10 protein-coding genes and 1 pseudogene are annotated in these 13,357 nt (G+C 65.3%); 8 read left to right on the top strand and 3 right to left on the bottom strand.

Features of this window, described 5'->3' with window-relative positions:
• Window positions 1-441 precede the first annotated feature (441 nt).
• Genes Q0V34_RS19710 through Q0V34_RS19690 form a run of 5 tightly spaced genes read left to right on the top strand, consistent with a single transcriptional unit; the run spans window position 442 to window position 6,726 of the window.
• Window positions 442-1,065 (top strand): TetR/AcrR family transcriptional regulator, encoded by a 624-nt coding sequence (locus Q0V34_RS19710; RefSeq protein WP_297515755.1) that lies wholly within the window; start codon window positions 442-444, stop codon window positions 1,063-1,065.
• Window positions 1,062-1,565, top strand: a complete 504-nt coding sequence (locus tag Q0V34_RS19705) for a thioesterase family protein (protein ID WP_297515753.1) — start codon at window positions 1,062-1,064, stop codon at window positions 1,563-1,565. The genes Q0V34_RS19710 and Q0V34_RS19705 overlap by 4 nt, the downstream gene beginning before the upstream one ends.
• On the top strand, window positions 1,531-2,409 hold the full coding sequence (locus tag Q0V34_RS19700; RefSeq protein ID WP_367272100.1) for a 3-hydroxyacyl-CoA dehydrogenase: 879 nt from the start codon (window positions 1,531-1,533) through the stop codon (window positions 2,407-2,409). Before Q0V34_RS19705 ends, Q0V34_RS19700 begins: the two co-directional genes overlap by 35 nt.
• Window positions 2,410-2,448: 39 nt before the next feature.
• Window positions 2,449-4,215, top strand: coding sequence for an oleate hydratase (locus Q0V34_RS19695; RefSeq protein WP_184721696.1), 1,767 nt, complete (start codon window positions 2,449-2,451; stop codon window positions 4,213-4,215).
• Window positions 4,216-4,245: 30 nt separating this feature from the next.
• Complete coding sequence (locus Q0V34_RS19690; protein WP_297515746.1) at window positions 4,246-6,726, top strand: heavy metal translocating P-type ATPase; 2,481 nt, start codon at window positions 4,246-4,248, stop codon at window positions 6,724-6,726.
• A 93-nt stretch (window positions 6,727-6,819) separates the two neighbouring features.
• Here the strand turns inward: Q0V34_RS19690 and Q0V34_RS19685 are convergent, their stop codons facing one another.
• The 3 genes and pseudogenes from Q0V34_RS19685 to Q0V34_RS19675 all read right to left on the bottom strand — a co-directional run bounded on the left by Q0V34_RS19685 (window position 6,820) and on the right by Q0V34_RS19675 (window position 9,362).
• Window positions 6,820-7,170: a hypothetical protein gene (locus tag Q0V34_RS19685; protein ID WP_297515743.1), complete on the bottom strand. Its 351-nt coding sequence runs from the start codon at window positions 7,168-7,170 to the stop codon at window positions 6,820-6,822.
• 363 nt (window positions 7,171-7,533) lie between these two features.
• Window positions 7,534-7,854, bottom strand: a pseudogene (locus tag Q0V34_RS19680) (transposase); the annotation flags it as partial.
• Between the two features lie 53 nt (window positions 7,855-7,907).
• Window positions 7,908-9,362, bottom strand: coding sequence for a helix-turn-helix domain-containing protein (locus Q0V34_RS19675; RefSeq protein WP_297515740.1), 1,455 nt, complete (start codon window positions 9,360-9,362; stop codon window positions 7,908-7,910).
• 165 nt (window positions 9,363-9,527) lie between these two features.
• Here Q0V34_RS19675 and Q0V34_RS19670 point away from each other — a divergent pair, with 165 nt between their 5' ends.
• The 3 genes from Q0V34_RS19670 (at window position 9,528) to aceB (ending at window position 13,093) form a co-directional block, all read left to right on the top strand.
• On the top strand, window positions 9,528-11,144 hold the full coding sequence (locus tag Q0V34_RS19670; RefSeq protein WP_297515737.1) for an isocitrate lyase: 1,617 nt from the start codon (window positions 9,528-9,530) through the stop codon (window positions 11,142-11,144).
• A gap of 82 nt (window positions 11,145-11,226) precedes the next feature.
• Window positions 11,227-11,454, top strand: coding sequence for a hypothetical protein (locus Q0V34_RS19665; RefSeq protein ID WP_297515734.1), 228 nt, complete (start codon window positions 11,227-11,229; stop codon window positions 11,452-11,454).
• A 61-nt stretch (window positions 11,455-11,515) separates the two neighbouring features.
• Complete coding sequence (aceB, locus tag Q0V34_RS19660; RefSeq protein WP_297515731.1) at window positions 11,516-13,093, top strand: malate synthase A; 1,578 nt, start codon at window positions 11,516-11,518, stop codon at window positions 13,091-13,093.
• The last annotated feature ends 264 nt before the right edge of the window (window positions 13,094-13,357 follow it).

Genomic DNA, 13,357 nt, shown 5'->3' with positions numbered 1-13,357 from the left:
ACCCTCCTCTAAACGGAACCCTCAATCTGTCTCATGGGCGCTGACGGCGGACAGCATTTTCTCGGTCCCTCCGCCGCAGGAGGTGACCGCCTTCCCTGAACCGCCTTGATCTACCTCAAATCGCCGACGGGAGCGCTTCGATCTTCAAGGGCGGCGCTCGCGCGCTCATAGGGCGCTTGGGTAGGGCTCCAGAGGCCACGCGATCCCGGCGCCGAAAGTCACTGGAGCGCGCGCATTCCCCGCCTCTCTGGGCGTCGAGCGCTCGATCGCCGTCAAGTGCGTATGTCGCGAGGTCTAGTCAAGGTCGCCCTTTCCGGCCGTCCGGTGGCGGGACGTGATTTTGGTCTCGACCATCCGTCAAATTGGGATATCGTTTGATATCTGGAATCGTCCTCAATGCTGGCCGGTCCAAGGTTCAGCATGACTGCTGGAGGTTCCGACATGCCGATTCCGCGAAAGGAAACGCAGCGCCAAACACGCGACCGGCTGATCGCCGCGGCGCACACCTCGATCGTCGAGGAAGGGGTGTCCGGCATGTCGATCCGCAACATTTGCGGTGCGGCTGGCCACTCTCAAGGCGCCTTCTATTCGAACTTCGCCAGCAAGGATGACCTGCTGGTCGAGGTGATGGAGGCGCACATCCACGATGAAGTCGCGCTTTTGCGCGAGTTGGTGCGCGGCTCCGAAAGCGGCGACATCGAACGGACGCTTCGGCGTCTGGCCGACCGGCTCGCCAATCTGGCCGCCGAGCCGCAATGGTCGCTTCTTTCGATCGAATTGCAGCTTCACGCTCGGCGCGACGCCGCCTTCGCCGCCCGACATCAGGCGGGCAAAGCCTCGTGCTACCGGATGTTCGGTGAGCTCGTGGCCGACCTTACCCTGCGGTTCGATCTGACCCCAGCCCTGCCGCCGTTGCAGGCGGGTATCGGCCTTTACGCCTTGTGGATGGGGCTGGCCGTTCAGGGGCAGGTGGCTGGCGCGATCGGGCGCGAGGAGATGTTGGTCGCCTTCTTTCGCGCCATGGCGGGCCTGGATGCGCGGGCGCCGGCAGGAGCGCGGCCATGACAGGCGCCGTCGTCGCTCGCCGGCGGATTGGTTGCGACGCTGCTGGAGCGCCGCTTCTGGGACGCCTTGATCCGCAGCGACGCTTCACCCTCACGTTCTGCGCGCAGGACGAACACATCGATGAACTGGGCCATGTGAATAACGCCACTTGGGTCGTCTGGATTCAGGAGGCTTCGGTGGCGCATTGGTTCGCCGCAGCCCGACCCGAGGATGCGGATCGCTATGCGGCCGTGGTGCTCCGGCACGAGGTTGACTATCGCGGCAACGTCCTGGCCGGCGCGCACGTCACCGCGGTCACTTGGCTCGATGGCCCGCCGCGTGGCGCGCGCTACGCCCGGCGCGTCGAGTTCATCGACGTGCGCGGCCGGTGTCTCGTCGCGGCCCTGTCCCAATGGGCGCTGATCGATAAGGCGACAGGCAAACTGGTCCGCGTCCCCCGCCAGGTGTCCGCCCCATTTCTCCACGATGCCGCCGAACCCGGGAGCGCTTGCGATGATTGATATCCAGAAGGTCACCGTGCTGGGCACGGGCGTATTGGGCAGCCAAATCGCCTTCCAATCCGCTTTTCGCGGCTTTGACGTTGTCGCCTATGACATCAGCGACGAGGCCCTGGTCCAGGCCCGCTCGCGTTTGGATGGTCTGGTCGCGACCTATGAGAAGGAGATCCCGCAAGCCGCCGGCGGTAAGGCGGCGCAGGCGCTCGGCCAAATCCGGCTGTCGGCCGATCTGGCCGACGCGGTAGCACAAGCGGATCTGGTGATCGAGGCTGTGCCGGAGGTTCTGGCGATCAAGCAGCAGACCTACGAGGCGTTGGCTCGGGTCGCGTCGGACAAGACTATTTTCGCCACCAATTCCTCGACCTTGCTGCCCAGCGCCCTGAAGGATTTCACGGGGCGTCCAGACCGGTTCCTGGCCCTGCATTTCGCCAACAGCATCTGGAAGTTCAACACCGCCGAGGTGATGGGCACGTCCGACACCGATCCGGTCGTCTTCGATGCGGTGATCAAATTCGCCACCGACATCGGCATGGCGCCCATTCCCCTCCGCAAGGAAAAGGCCGGATACGTCCTCAATTCGTTGCTTGTGCCGTTTCTCAACGCCGCGACGGATCTTGCCGCCGGCGGCTACGCCGGTCCCCCCGACATCGACAAGGTCTGGCGGATCGCCACCGGTGCGCCGATGGGCCCGTTCCAGATCTACGACATCATCGGTCTTTCCACGCCCTACAACATCCTCTCCCACGGCGACGAGCATGCTCGCTCGCTCGCCGCCTGGCTGAAGGAAAACTACATCGACAAGGGCAAGCTGGGCGTCGCCGCCGGCGAAGGCTTCTACCGATACTAGTCCCCACAAGATTTTCAGTTCAGCCGAAAGGACTTCGCCATGCACTACAGCAGCGGAAACTATGAGGCCTTTGTCCGTCCGCGCAAAGCCAAGGACGCCGACAAGAAGTCAGCCTGGTTCGTGGGCGCAGGGCTGGCCGGACTGGCCGGCGCGGCTTTTCTGATCCGCGACGCCGGCGTGGCGGGCGAGCGGATCACCATCCTGGAGGAACTCGACATTCCGGGCGGCGCGCTCGACGGCCTGGACGTGCCGGAAAAGGGCTTCGTCATTCGCGGCGGGCGCGAGATGGAGGAGCACTTCGAATGCCTCTGGGATCTTTATCGCTCGATTCCGTCGCTGGAGATCGAGGACGCCAGCGTCCTGGACGAGTTCTACCGGCTCAACAAGGACGACCCGAACGTCTCGTTGCAACGCGTCACCCAGAACCAGGGCCAGGACGTTCCCGACAAGGCGCTGCTGACGCTTAACGATCGGGCGCAGAAGGACCTCATCTCCGTCTTCCTGGCGACGCGCGAGGAGATGGAGAACAAGCGGATCAACGAGGTCTTTGGCGAAGATTTCCTCAAGAGCAACTTCTGGCTCTACTGGCGCACGATGTTCGCCTTCGAGGAGTGGCACTCGGCGCTGGAGATGAAGCTTTATCTGCATCGCTTCATCCACCATGTCGGCCATCTCGCCGATTTCTCCTCGCTCAAGTTCAATCGCTACAATCAGTACGAATCTATGGTCCTTCCGCTGGTCAAATGGCTGAAGGAGCACGGCGTCCAGTTCCGCTACGGTGTCGAGGTCACCGATGTCGACTTCGATATCCAGGCCGACCGCAAGCAGGCCACGCGCATTCACTGGACGGAGAAGGGCCAGGCCGGCGGCGTCGATCTTGGTCCCGACGACCTGGTCTTCATCACCATCGGATCTCTGACGGAGAACTCCGACAATGGCGACCACCACACGCCCGCCAAGTTGAAGGACGGCCCGGCGCCGGCTTGGGATCTTTGGCGTCGCATCGCCGCCAAGGATCCCGCCTTCGGCCGCCCCGACGTTTTCGGCGCCCATATTCCCGAGACCAAGTGGGCCTCCGCGTCGATCACCGCGCTGGACCCGCGCATCGCCCAGCAGGTCGAGAAGATCACCAAGCGCAACCCGTTCACCGGCAAGATCGTCTCGGCTGGGATTGTGACGGTCAAGGACTCCAGCTGGCTGCTCAGCTGGACCGTTCACCGCCAACCGCACTTCAAGAAGCAGCCCAAGGACCAGATGATCGCTTGGTTCTATGCGCTCTTCGTCGACAAGCCTGGCGATTATGTGAAGAAGCCGATGCAGGACTGCACCGGCGAGGAGATTACCCAGGAATGGCTGTATCACCTCGGCGTGCCGGTCGAGGACATCCCGGAGTTGGCCGCGACCGGCGCTAGGACCGTGCCGGTGATGATGCCTTATATCACCGCCTTCTTTATGCCGCGTCAAGCCGGCGACCGGCCTGACGTGGTGCCTAAAGGCGCGGTCAACTTCGCCTTCATCGGCCAGTTCGCCGAGTCCAAGCAGCGCGACTGCATCTTCACCACCGAGTACTCGGTGCGCACGCCCATGGAGGCGGTCTACACCCTGCTGGACGTTGAGCGCGGTGTCCCGGAGGTGTTCAACTCCACCTATGACATCCGCACGCTGTTGGCGGCGATCGGACCGTTGAGAGACGGTAAGGGCATTGACGTCCCGGGCCCTGCATTCCTGCGCAAGCTGCTGATGAAGAAACTGGAAGGCACAGAGATCGCCGCGCTTCTCGACGAATTTCATCTGATTTCGGAATAGCCAGGACAACAGGCCTTAGGGGAAACGCCAATGGCCGACAGGGATCACGAACGAGGAACGGCGGGCGAAAGCGCGGCGGCCAGTGGGGGCGCGCACGGCGACGCGGCGCCGCGCCGAGACCGCGTTCGTGATCCGGTCTGCGGCATGATGATAACGCCGTCGGACGCGACCCTTCGAAGCGACCATGAGGACGTGCGCTATTATTTCTGCTCGACCGGCTGCAAGGCGCGGTTCGATGCGGCCCCTGAATCCTATCGCGCGGCGGCGGGTATCGAGGGCGATGATGCAGGGTTCGCCAAGCCACATGGAGACCCTGTTCATCCGGGGCGTGACCAGCCAGCCGCCAGTTGTCACCCGCATGGTCCCGCCGACGCCGAGAAGGCGTCAAGTGCGCAGGGCGCGATCTGGACCTGCCCCATGCATCCGGAAATCCGCCGGAACGGGCCGGGAAGCTGCCCTATCTGCGGCATGGCGTTGGAGCCGTTGGTGGCGGCGCCCAACACGGGACCGAACCCTGAACTCATCGACATGACGCGGCGCTTCTGGGGCGGGTTTGCGCTCGGGCTGCCTGTGTTTCTGCTCGAGATGGGGGGGCACATCTTCCCCGGGCTGCACCATCTTGTGCCGATGGGGGTCTCCGTCTGGATCCAGTTGCTCCTGGCGACGCCAGTCGTCCTATGGGCGGGATGGCCGTTTTTCGCGCGGGCCTGGGTCTCGCTGGTGAACCGCAGCCCGAACATGTTCACGCTGATCGCCATGGGCGCCGGCGTGGCCTGGACCTACAGCGTCGTCGCCACGCTGGCGCCGCGGATTTTTCCGCCGGCCTTCCAGACCGCCGACGGCATGATCGCCGTCTATTACGAGGCGGCCGCAGTGATTGTCGTCCTGGCCCTGCTGGGCCAAGTCCTGGAACTGCGGGCCCGGGAGCAGACCTCAGGAGCGATCCGCGCTCTGGTCGATCTGGCCCCGAAAACCGCTCGCCGAATCGCCCAGGACGGATCGGAAGACGACATCCGCATCGAAGCCGTCGCGCTCGGCGATCGCTTGAGGGTTCGGCCTGGCGAAACCGTGCCGGTGGACGGCGCGGTCGAAGAGGGGCGCTCCTCCCTGGACGAGAGCATGGTGACGGGCGAGTCCATGCCGGTGACGCGCGGCATCGGCGATCGGGTGATCGGGGGGACCTTGAACCGGTCCGGGGGATTGATCATTCGAGCCGAAAAGATCGGCCGCGACACCATGCTGGCCCGGATCGTCCAGATGGTCGCCGCCGCGCAGCGCTCGCGCGCGCCCATTCAGCGTGTCGCCGATCAGGTCTCCGGTTGGTTCGTGCCGGCCGTCATCGCCATCGCCGCTCTGGCGTTCCTGGCCTGGGGCCTTTGGGGATCAGAACCCCGCCTTGCCCACGGCCTGATCGCCGCCGTCTCGGTTCTGATCATCGCCTGCCCCTGCGCGCTGGGCCTGGCCACGCCGATGTCGATCATGGTCGGCGTCGGCAAGGGCGCGGCGGCGGGCGTGCTGATCAAGAACGCCGAGGCGCTCGAGCGCATGGAAAAGGTCGATACGCTGGTGATCGACAAGACCGGGACCCTGACCGAGGGGCGGCCGCAGCTGGTGGAGATCGTCGCCGCGCCCGGCTTTCAGAGGCAAACCTTGCTCCGGCTGGCGGCGGGCGTGGAGAAGGCCTCGGAGCATCCGCTCGCGCAGGCGATCGTCGCGGCCGCGGAACGCGACAAGATCGAGATTCCTTCGGTCGAAGACTTCGATTCTCCAACGGGGAAGGGCGCGCTGGGGCGCGTGGAGGGGCTGAAGATCGTTCTCGGCAACGCCGCCTTCCTTGCCGAACAGGCGATCAATGTGGGCGAGCTGGCGGCCCGCGCCGATGATCTGCGTGGTGATGGCGCGACCGCGATCTATATCGGCGTCGATGGCCAGGCCGGCGGCGTCTTCGCGATCGCCGATCCTATCAAGGCCACGACGCCGGGCGCGCTGACTACGCTCCACGGTCAGGGCGTGCGTATCGTCATGCTGACCGGCGACAATAGCGTCACCGCGCGGGCGGTGGCTCGCCGGCTCGGTATCGACGAGGTCGAAGCCGACGTGCTCCCCGATCGCAAGGCGGCGATCGTCGAGCGACTGAAAGCCGAAGGCCGGATCGTCGCTATGGCGGGCGATGGCGTCAACGACGCGCCGGCCCTGACCGCGGCCGATGTCGGGATCGCCATGGGCTCGGGAACGGACGTAGCCATCGAAAGCGCCGCCATCACCTTGCTCAAGGGAGACCTGACCGGCATCGTGACCGCCCGACGGCTGTCGCGCGCGACCATGGCCAATATCCGTCAGAACCTGGTCTTGGCCTCCGTCTACAACGCCGCCGGCGTGCCGATCGCAGCCGGGGCGCTTTATCCGATGTTTGGCTTGATGCTGTCGCCCATGATCGCCGCCGCCGCAATGGCTCTGTCCTCAGTCAGCGTGGTCGGCAACGCCCTGCGGCTGCGAACGCAGAGGCTGTGATCGGGCGAGATCGCGCTGAGCCGACCTCCTAGGACGGGTCGCCGTCGTCCGCTCCAACACGCCGGGCGGGCCCAAGGGCCCCAGGATGAGCAGTCAGCTTTTGCCGCCGTGAATGATCTGGAACCTGGGCTGGGGAGGAGGCGGGAAAAGCAACTTGAGAATGTCCTCGACCAGATTGGCGTCGATTTCCCCGCGGGCCTCAATATCCAGTTCGGCGCTGTACTGTCGAAGATTGGCGGCGCAGCGTTCGGCTAAGCGGAGGGTGGGCTCGGATTTCACCGTCGTGATGACGATCGCCAAGATCGCCTCCAGGCTTCGCATCCTATGGGCCGTTTGCGCCGCCACTTCCAGGAGTTGGCTGGAGGCGGCGCGCAGCGCATCCAGGGTGGACTCGAGTTCGCGACCGTCTTGCGCGTGCGTCGGCGGGGCGGCCTCGTCGTCCATGCCGGATCTCATCGTCTGGTGAATTCAATTTAGCTCATACAAACGTTCAATTGCGCCGTTAGGCAAGGCTATGCCGCGCCTGAATCGGATGTTTTATTCAACCTAGGCCTAGACGTAGAGGCTGTCCTTGTAGCGCTTGCACTGGATGCCGATCGGGCACCCAATATCGTCCGGACCGAAAATGTCCACACCATCCTGCCTCTGGCCGGAACGACCGTTTTTCTGGAGGTTGGTGCTCTTCCAACGCTGAGCCTGCGCCTCCCGGACGATGGTCTCGAATTTGTGTTTCGGCTTGCAAAAGTGACCCCCATCTCGGGGATATCGGCGTCCAAAAATGGCTCTGACGCAGATTTGGTGACGTGATCAGATGGCGTGGCCCAGGAGTCTGGCCTCTAGCAGGTCGAGCTTTCCACGGCCGTACATCTGGCGTTTGACGAGCTTGAGCTTGGTGATTTGACCCTCTGTCTGACCGTTTGACCAGCCCGAGGTGATGGCGGCGCGAACGGCGCTGATATCCCGGTCGACGCCGTTGGCGAACGACGCCACTAGGCTGGCGCGGCCACGTTCGATCCAGGGGCAGAGGTCACCTTCAGCTTTACGGCGGATCATCAAGTGGAAGGCGGCGATGATCTCGCGGGCTTCGATCAGCGCAGGCACGCCCGTCTCGATGGCGGCGACGGGAATCTGGGTGTGACCTCGCGGCAAGCCACGAGCGCAAGGTGGCGTTGAACCAAGCCTCAGCGCAGGAACGGGAATGGCGACAGCGACTTGCTGGTCTCCTCGACCAGCAGGGTGCGGTTGATCGGCGCCGCGGCGCGCTGCGGACAGGCGGGCCGCTCGCAGATCCGGCACGAGGGGCCGATCTCGGTGGTGATCGGATTGGCGATGTCCAGGCCGCGCGCGTGCACCAGCTTGCCCGCGTATTTCAGCTCGCAGCCCAGGCCGACGACCAGTTCGTCCTCCAGGCCGGCTTGCAGGCCCGAGGTCCGGCGCACCGTGCGCGACAGGGTGAAGTAGCGCGCGCCGTCAGGCGTCTCGATCACCTGGGTGACGATGCGGCCCGGGGTCTTGAAGCTGTCGTGGACGTTCCAGCGCGGACAGGCGCCGCCGAAGCGCGAGAACGGGAATGGCCCGGCCGCGAAGCGCTTGGAGATGTTCCCCGCCGCGTCGAGCCGCATCATGAAGAACGGCACCCCGCGCGAGCCGGCCCGGCCCAGCGTGGTCAGCCGTTGGGCGGCCTGCTCGTAGCTGATGCCGAAGCGCGGCCGCACCCGCTCGATGTCGTAGCCGCTGGCCTCCATGGCGGCCAGGAACGGCTCGTAGGGCATCATGATCGCGGCGGCGAGATAGCTGTCGAGGAACACCTTCAGCAGCTGGCGAGTCGCGCGGTCGGGGGCCTTGAAGCGGTCGGTCAGGTCCGACAGCACTTCCCCGCCCTCCATCAGGCCCAGCTGGTAGCACATGCCGAAGGTGCGGCTGGCGTGGGCCAGGGTCTCCGACAGCATCAGGCGCTTACGGTGATGGTCGTAGCGGCGCAACGAGCCGGTCATCACCTCAACTGGCATCACGCGCGTCTGAATGTTGAAGCGGCTCTGCAGGCGCTCGCGGACGGCGGGCCCAAGATCCAGCGGGTCGGCTTTCAGCTGGGCGACGATCTTGTCGGCCAGGGTCTCCAGCTCGGCGAAGTGATTGCGCTGGGCGCCGACGAGATCGCGAACCCAGTCGGTCGGCGATTGCTCCGAGACAGTCCCCGGTCCGTCTGGCCGCTCGAACGCGCCCAGGTCAATCAGGCGGCCCCGGTCCAAATAGGCGCGGTAGAGGCGGCTCATCGCCTCGGCCAAGCCAGGCGACAGCTCGGCGACCTCGGCGGCCTCGTGGCGCGAGACACCCAGGTCGGCGAACATCTTGTCGGCCAGCACCTCTTCCAGCCCCGCGCCACCGCCCGGATCGTCGGCCGACAGGCTGCGCAGATCCAGATCATAGGCGTCGGCCAAGCGCAGCAGGATCTGCGCCGTCACCGGCCGCTGGTTGCGTTCCAGCAGGTTCAGATAACTGGGCGAGACGCCCAGTTCCTCGGCCATTCGCGCCTGGGTCACCCCCAGATCGCGCCGCAGCCGCTTCAGCCGTCCGCCAAGAAATAGTTTCTTGTCGCCCAGCTTCGGACTGGAGGGCTTTTTGTCGAGCGTCGCCATTCGGTAAATCTGTCATGACTTTACAGTTTTGACAAAGTCGTTCTTTGACAAATTGCCTTCAATAGATTCGACGCTTACCGCAGCGCAGCGTTAGCTCACCACGACGAGTTTTCCTTGGCCCGCAAGGCGTTACGCCACCGGGCCCCGTAGCGGGATCGAACGACCATGACGCAGCGCAAGACCTATGCCGACCACCGCGACGCCCTGCTGGCGCGCTATCCGCAAGGCGTCACGCCCGGCGGTATCGACATCGACGATATCATCCAGCTGAAGCTTCAGAACACCTTTCCCACCCACCTGGACATCGCCCGTGCGATGGCCCCGGTCATGCGCGCCGACATGGCCGCCTATGACGCCGACAGCAGCAAGTTCACCCAGTCGCTGGGCTGTTGGTCGGGCTTCCACGCCCAGCAGATGATCAAGTCGGTCAAGCGCCTGCGCGGCACGACCAAGGGCGCCTATGTTTACCTGTCGGGCTGGATGGTCGCGGGCCTTCGCAACCGCTTCGGCCACCTGCCGGATCAGTCGATGCACGAGAAGACCTCGGTCGTCGACCTGATCAACGAGATCTACGTCTCGCTGCGCCAGGCCGATGAAGTGGCGATCAACGACCTGTTCAAGGCCCTGCGCACGGCCCGCGAGGCCGGCGATCAGGTCGCCGAACAGGCCGCGATCAAGGCGATCGACAATTTCGAGACCCACGTGGTGCCGATCATCGCCGACATCGACGCCGGCTTCGGCAACGAGCACGCGACCTACCTGCTGGCCAAGGAGATGATCAAGGCCGGCGCCTGCTGCCTGCAGATCGAGAACCAGGTCAGCGACGCCAAGCAATGCGGCCACCAGGACGGCAAGGTCACCGTGCCGCGCGAGGACTTCATCGAGAAGCTGCGCGCCTGCCGCCTGGCCTTCGAGGAACTGGGCGTCGATGAGGGCGTGATCGTCGCCCGCACCGATAGCCTGGGCGCGGGCCTGACCCAGAAGATCCCGGTCAGCCAGGGCGGCGATCTGGCCGCGGACTACATCAAGTGGCTGAAGACCGAGCCGATCACGGCCGAGAACCCGCTGCGCGACGGCGAGCTGGCGATCATGAAGGATGGCACCTTCCACAAGCCGGTGCGCATGCCCAACGGCCTGTTCGCCTTCCAGGAGGGCACCGGCCGCCAGCGCGTCATCGAGGATTGCATCGCCAACCTCACCCAAGGCGGCGCGGACCTACTGTGGATCGAGACCGACACGCCCAATGTCGACGAGATCGCCTCGATGGTGGCCGAAATCCGCAAGGTCGTGCCGAACGCCAAGCTGACCTACAACAACTCGCCATCGTTCAACTGGACGCTCAATCTGCGCAAGCAGGTCCGCGAGCAATGGATCGCCGAGGGCAAGATCCACAAGGACAGCTACCCGGAAGGCAATGCGCTGATGTCGGCCGAGTACGACAAGAGCGACCTGGGCCGTGAGGCCGACGAGCGCCTGGCGCGCTTCCAGGTCGACATCGCCGCTCGCGCCGGGGTTTTCCACAACCTGATCACCCTGCCGACCTTCCACCTGACCGCCAAGAGCGTCGACGAGCTGTCGCGCGGCTACTTCGGCCAGGACCGCATGCAGGCCTATGTCAACACGGTGCAACGTGAGGAGATCCGCCGCGGCGTGTCGGCCGTGAAGCATCAGCACGAGGTCGGCTCGGATCTCGGCGACACCTTCAAGGAGATGGTCGCCGGCGAGCGCGCCCTGAAGGCCGGCGGCCACGCCAACACCATGAACCAGTTCGCGGCCGAATAGCAGCGAACCGCTCCCTCAAACGTTCGCGGCCGCCGGCCGCGAACGGCGCCCCTCCCATCCACCCGATCAACGGATCCGACCCATGACCGCCACGCAATTCGCTCCCGCCGCCATGCCGAACTCCAGCGACCAGCAACGCGCGGTCGATCGGGTGGCCGAAGCCGCGCACCGTCTCAACGAGGCGGTCCAGCGGGCCATCGCGGCCGGCTATTCGGTCGAACTGGTGCGCACCTCGCGCCACCATGACGGCGCCGGCAATTGGGGCGACCAGATCGTCCCGACTGTCCGCGCCAATTCGCGCAACGCCTGACATCTGGCCGCAAGTCATTTCCTCCGTCGTCATTACGCGGGGGACCCCAATAGGAGATCCCATGCCCCTCGACATCGCCGCCAATATCCAGGTCACCGGGCCGGTCGCAGGGCGCGCCGTAGAGATCCTGACGCCCGAGGCCCTGGACTTCGTGGCTGATCTGCACCGCCGCTTCGACGCCCGCCGTCGCGAACTGCTGGCGGCCCGTGACGCGCGCCAGGCCCGGTTCAACGCTGGCGAACTGCCGGACTTCCTGGCCGAGACCGCGCACGTCCGCGCCGGCGACTGGACCGTCGCTCCGGTCCCCGCCGACCTCTTGGACCGCCGCGTCGAGATCACCGGCCCGGTCGACCGCAAGATGATCATCAACGCCCTAAATTGCGGGGCCAAGGTGTTCATGGCCGACTTCGAGGACGCCACGGCTCCGACCTGGACCAACGTCATCGAAGGCCAGGTCAATCTGAAGGATCGCTGGAACGGCGAGCTGACCCACGTCGACGCCAAGTCCGGCAAGGCCTACGCCATGGGCTCGAAGCCGGCGGTGCTGAAAATCCGCCCGCGCGGCTGGCACCTGATGGAGCGCCACATGGAGGTCGACGGCCAGGCCGTGGCCGGGGCGCTGTTCGACTTCGGCCTCTACGCCTTCCACAACGCCAAGGCGGCGATCGCCGCCGGTTCGGGCCCGTACTTCTACCTGCCCAAGCTGGAGAGCCACCTGGAGGCCCGCCTCTGGAACGAGGTGTTCCTCCGCGCCCAGGAGGCGCTCGGCCTGCCGGTCGGCACGATCAAGGCCACGGTGCTGATCGAGACCATCCCTGCCGCCTTCGAGATGGACGAGATCCTGTTCGAGCTGAAGGACCACATCGTCGGCCTCAACTGCGGCCGTTGGGACTACATCTTCTCGTTCATCAAGCGCCTGGGCCGCACGCCCGCCTTCCTGACGCCGGACCGCTCGGCCATGGTCATGGGCAAGGCGTTCCTGGGGGCCTATTCGCTGAAGCTGATCCAGACCTGCCACCGCCGGGGCGCCTTCGCCATGGGCGGCATGGCGGCCCAGATCCCGGTCAAGGGCGACGACGCCGCCAACCAGGCCGCTTTCGCCAAGGTCAAGACCGACAAGGAGCGCGAGGCCGGGGCCGGCCACGACGGCACTTGGGTCGCCCACCCCGACCTCGTGCCCGTGGCCATGGAGGTCTTCGACCGCCTGATGCCGGCCGCCAACCAGCGCGACAGGACGCTGGCCGACCTCGACATCACCGCCGCCCAGATGCTGGAGCTGCACGAAGGCGTCCGCACCGAGGCCGGGGTCCGCGAGAACATCCGGGTCGGCGTCCGCTACACCCAGGCCTGGCTGGAAGGCCGGGGCGCCGTGCCGCTCTACAACCTGATGGAGGACGCGGCGACGGCCGAGATCTGCCGCACGCAGCTGTGGCAATGGGTGCGCCTTGGCGCTGAACTGGACGACGGCCGGGTGCTGACCTCGGAACTGTTCGTCAGCCTGTTCACCCAGGAGATGGCCGACCTGCGCCGCGACTTCGCCTCGCCGCGCCTGGAAGCCGCCGCCGAGCTCTTCACCCGAATGGTGCTGTCAGACAGCCTGGAAGAGTTCCTGACCCTGCCGGCCTACGAGTTGTTGTGAGCGCCAAAGGCCCAGGCTGCGTGGCCCTAGCGTCTCCTTGAGCTTTTGCTCCTTTGTTGAGGCCTAGAAGACTTCGCGACTTGGTCGACGTGTTCTACCAGACCGTCACTGCAACACGCTTGGCCGCCGCCGAGCGGGTGGGGGGGCGGGCTCGTCCCCTCTGGAATGGGACGTCCGGCTTCACGACGCCGCTTCGTTCAGTACCTAGATGTCGTTTCCAAGAAGGTTGTTTACACGCTGCCAGGGGGTGAGGCCGCCGATGCC

It is taken from the genome of uncultured Caulobacter sp. (assembly GCF_947036865.1).
In the GTDB taxonomy this organism is placed as follows: domain Bacteria; phylum Pseudomonadota; class Alphaproteobacteria; order Caulobacterales; family Caulobacteraceae; genus Caulobacter.
This window is presented reverse-complemented; position numbering and strand designations above follow the sequence as displayed.

Excerpts from the sequence above, each read along its gene's own strand:
- Q0V34_RS19670 (WP_297515737.1), top strand. The coding sequence starts at position 9,528 with ATGACGCAGCGCAAGACCTATGCCGACCACCGCGACGCCCTGCTGGCG.
- Q0V34_RS19695 (WP_184721696.1), top strand. The coding sequence starts at position 2,449 with ATGCACTACAGCAGCGGAAACTATGAGGCCTTTGTCCGTCCGCGCAAA.
- Q0V34_RS19705 (WP_297515753.1), top strand. The coding sequence starts at position 1,062 with ATGACAGGCGCCGTCGTCGCTCGCCGGCGGATTGGTTGCGACGCTGCT.
- Q0V34_RS19665 (WP_297515734.1), top strand. The coding sequence starts at position 11,227 with ATGACCGCCACGCAATTCGCTCCCGCCGCCATGCCGAACTCCAGCGAC.
- Q0V34_RS19700 (WP_367272100.1), top strand. The coding sequence starts at position 1,531 with ATGCCGCCGAACCCGGGAGCGCTTGCGATGATTGATATCCAGAAGGTC.
- Q0V34_RS19690 (WP_297515746.1), top strand. The coding sequence starts at position 4,246 with ATGGCCGACAGGGATCACGAACGAGGAACGGCGGGCGAAAGCGCGGCG.
- aceB (WP_297515731.1), top strand. The coding sequence starts at position 11,516 with ATGCCCCTCGACATCGCCGCCAATATCCAGGTCACCGGGCCGGTCGCA.
- Q0V34_RS19710 (WP_297515755.1), top strand. The coding sequence starts at position 442 with ATGCCGATTCCGCGAAAGGAAACGCAGCGCCAAACACGCGACCGGCTG.
- Q0V34_RS19685 (WP_297515743.1), bottom strand. The coding sequence starts at position 7,170 with ATGGACGACGAGGCCGCCCCGCCGACGCACGCGCAAGACGGTCGCGAA.
- Q0V34_RS19675 (WP_297515740.1), bottom strand. The coding sequence starts at position 9,362 with ATGGCGACGCTCGACAAAAAGCCCTCCAGTCCGAAGCTGGGCGACAAG.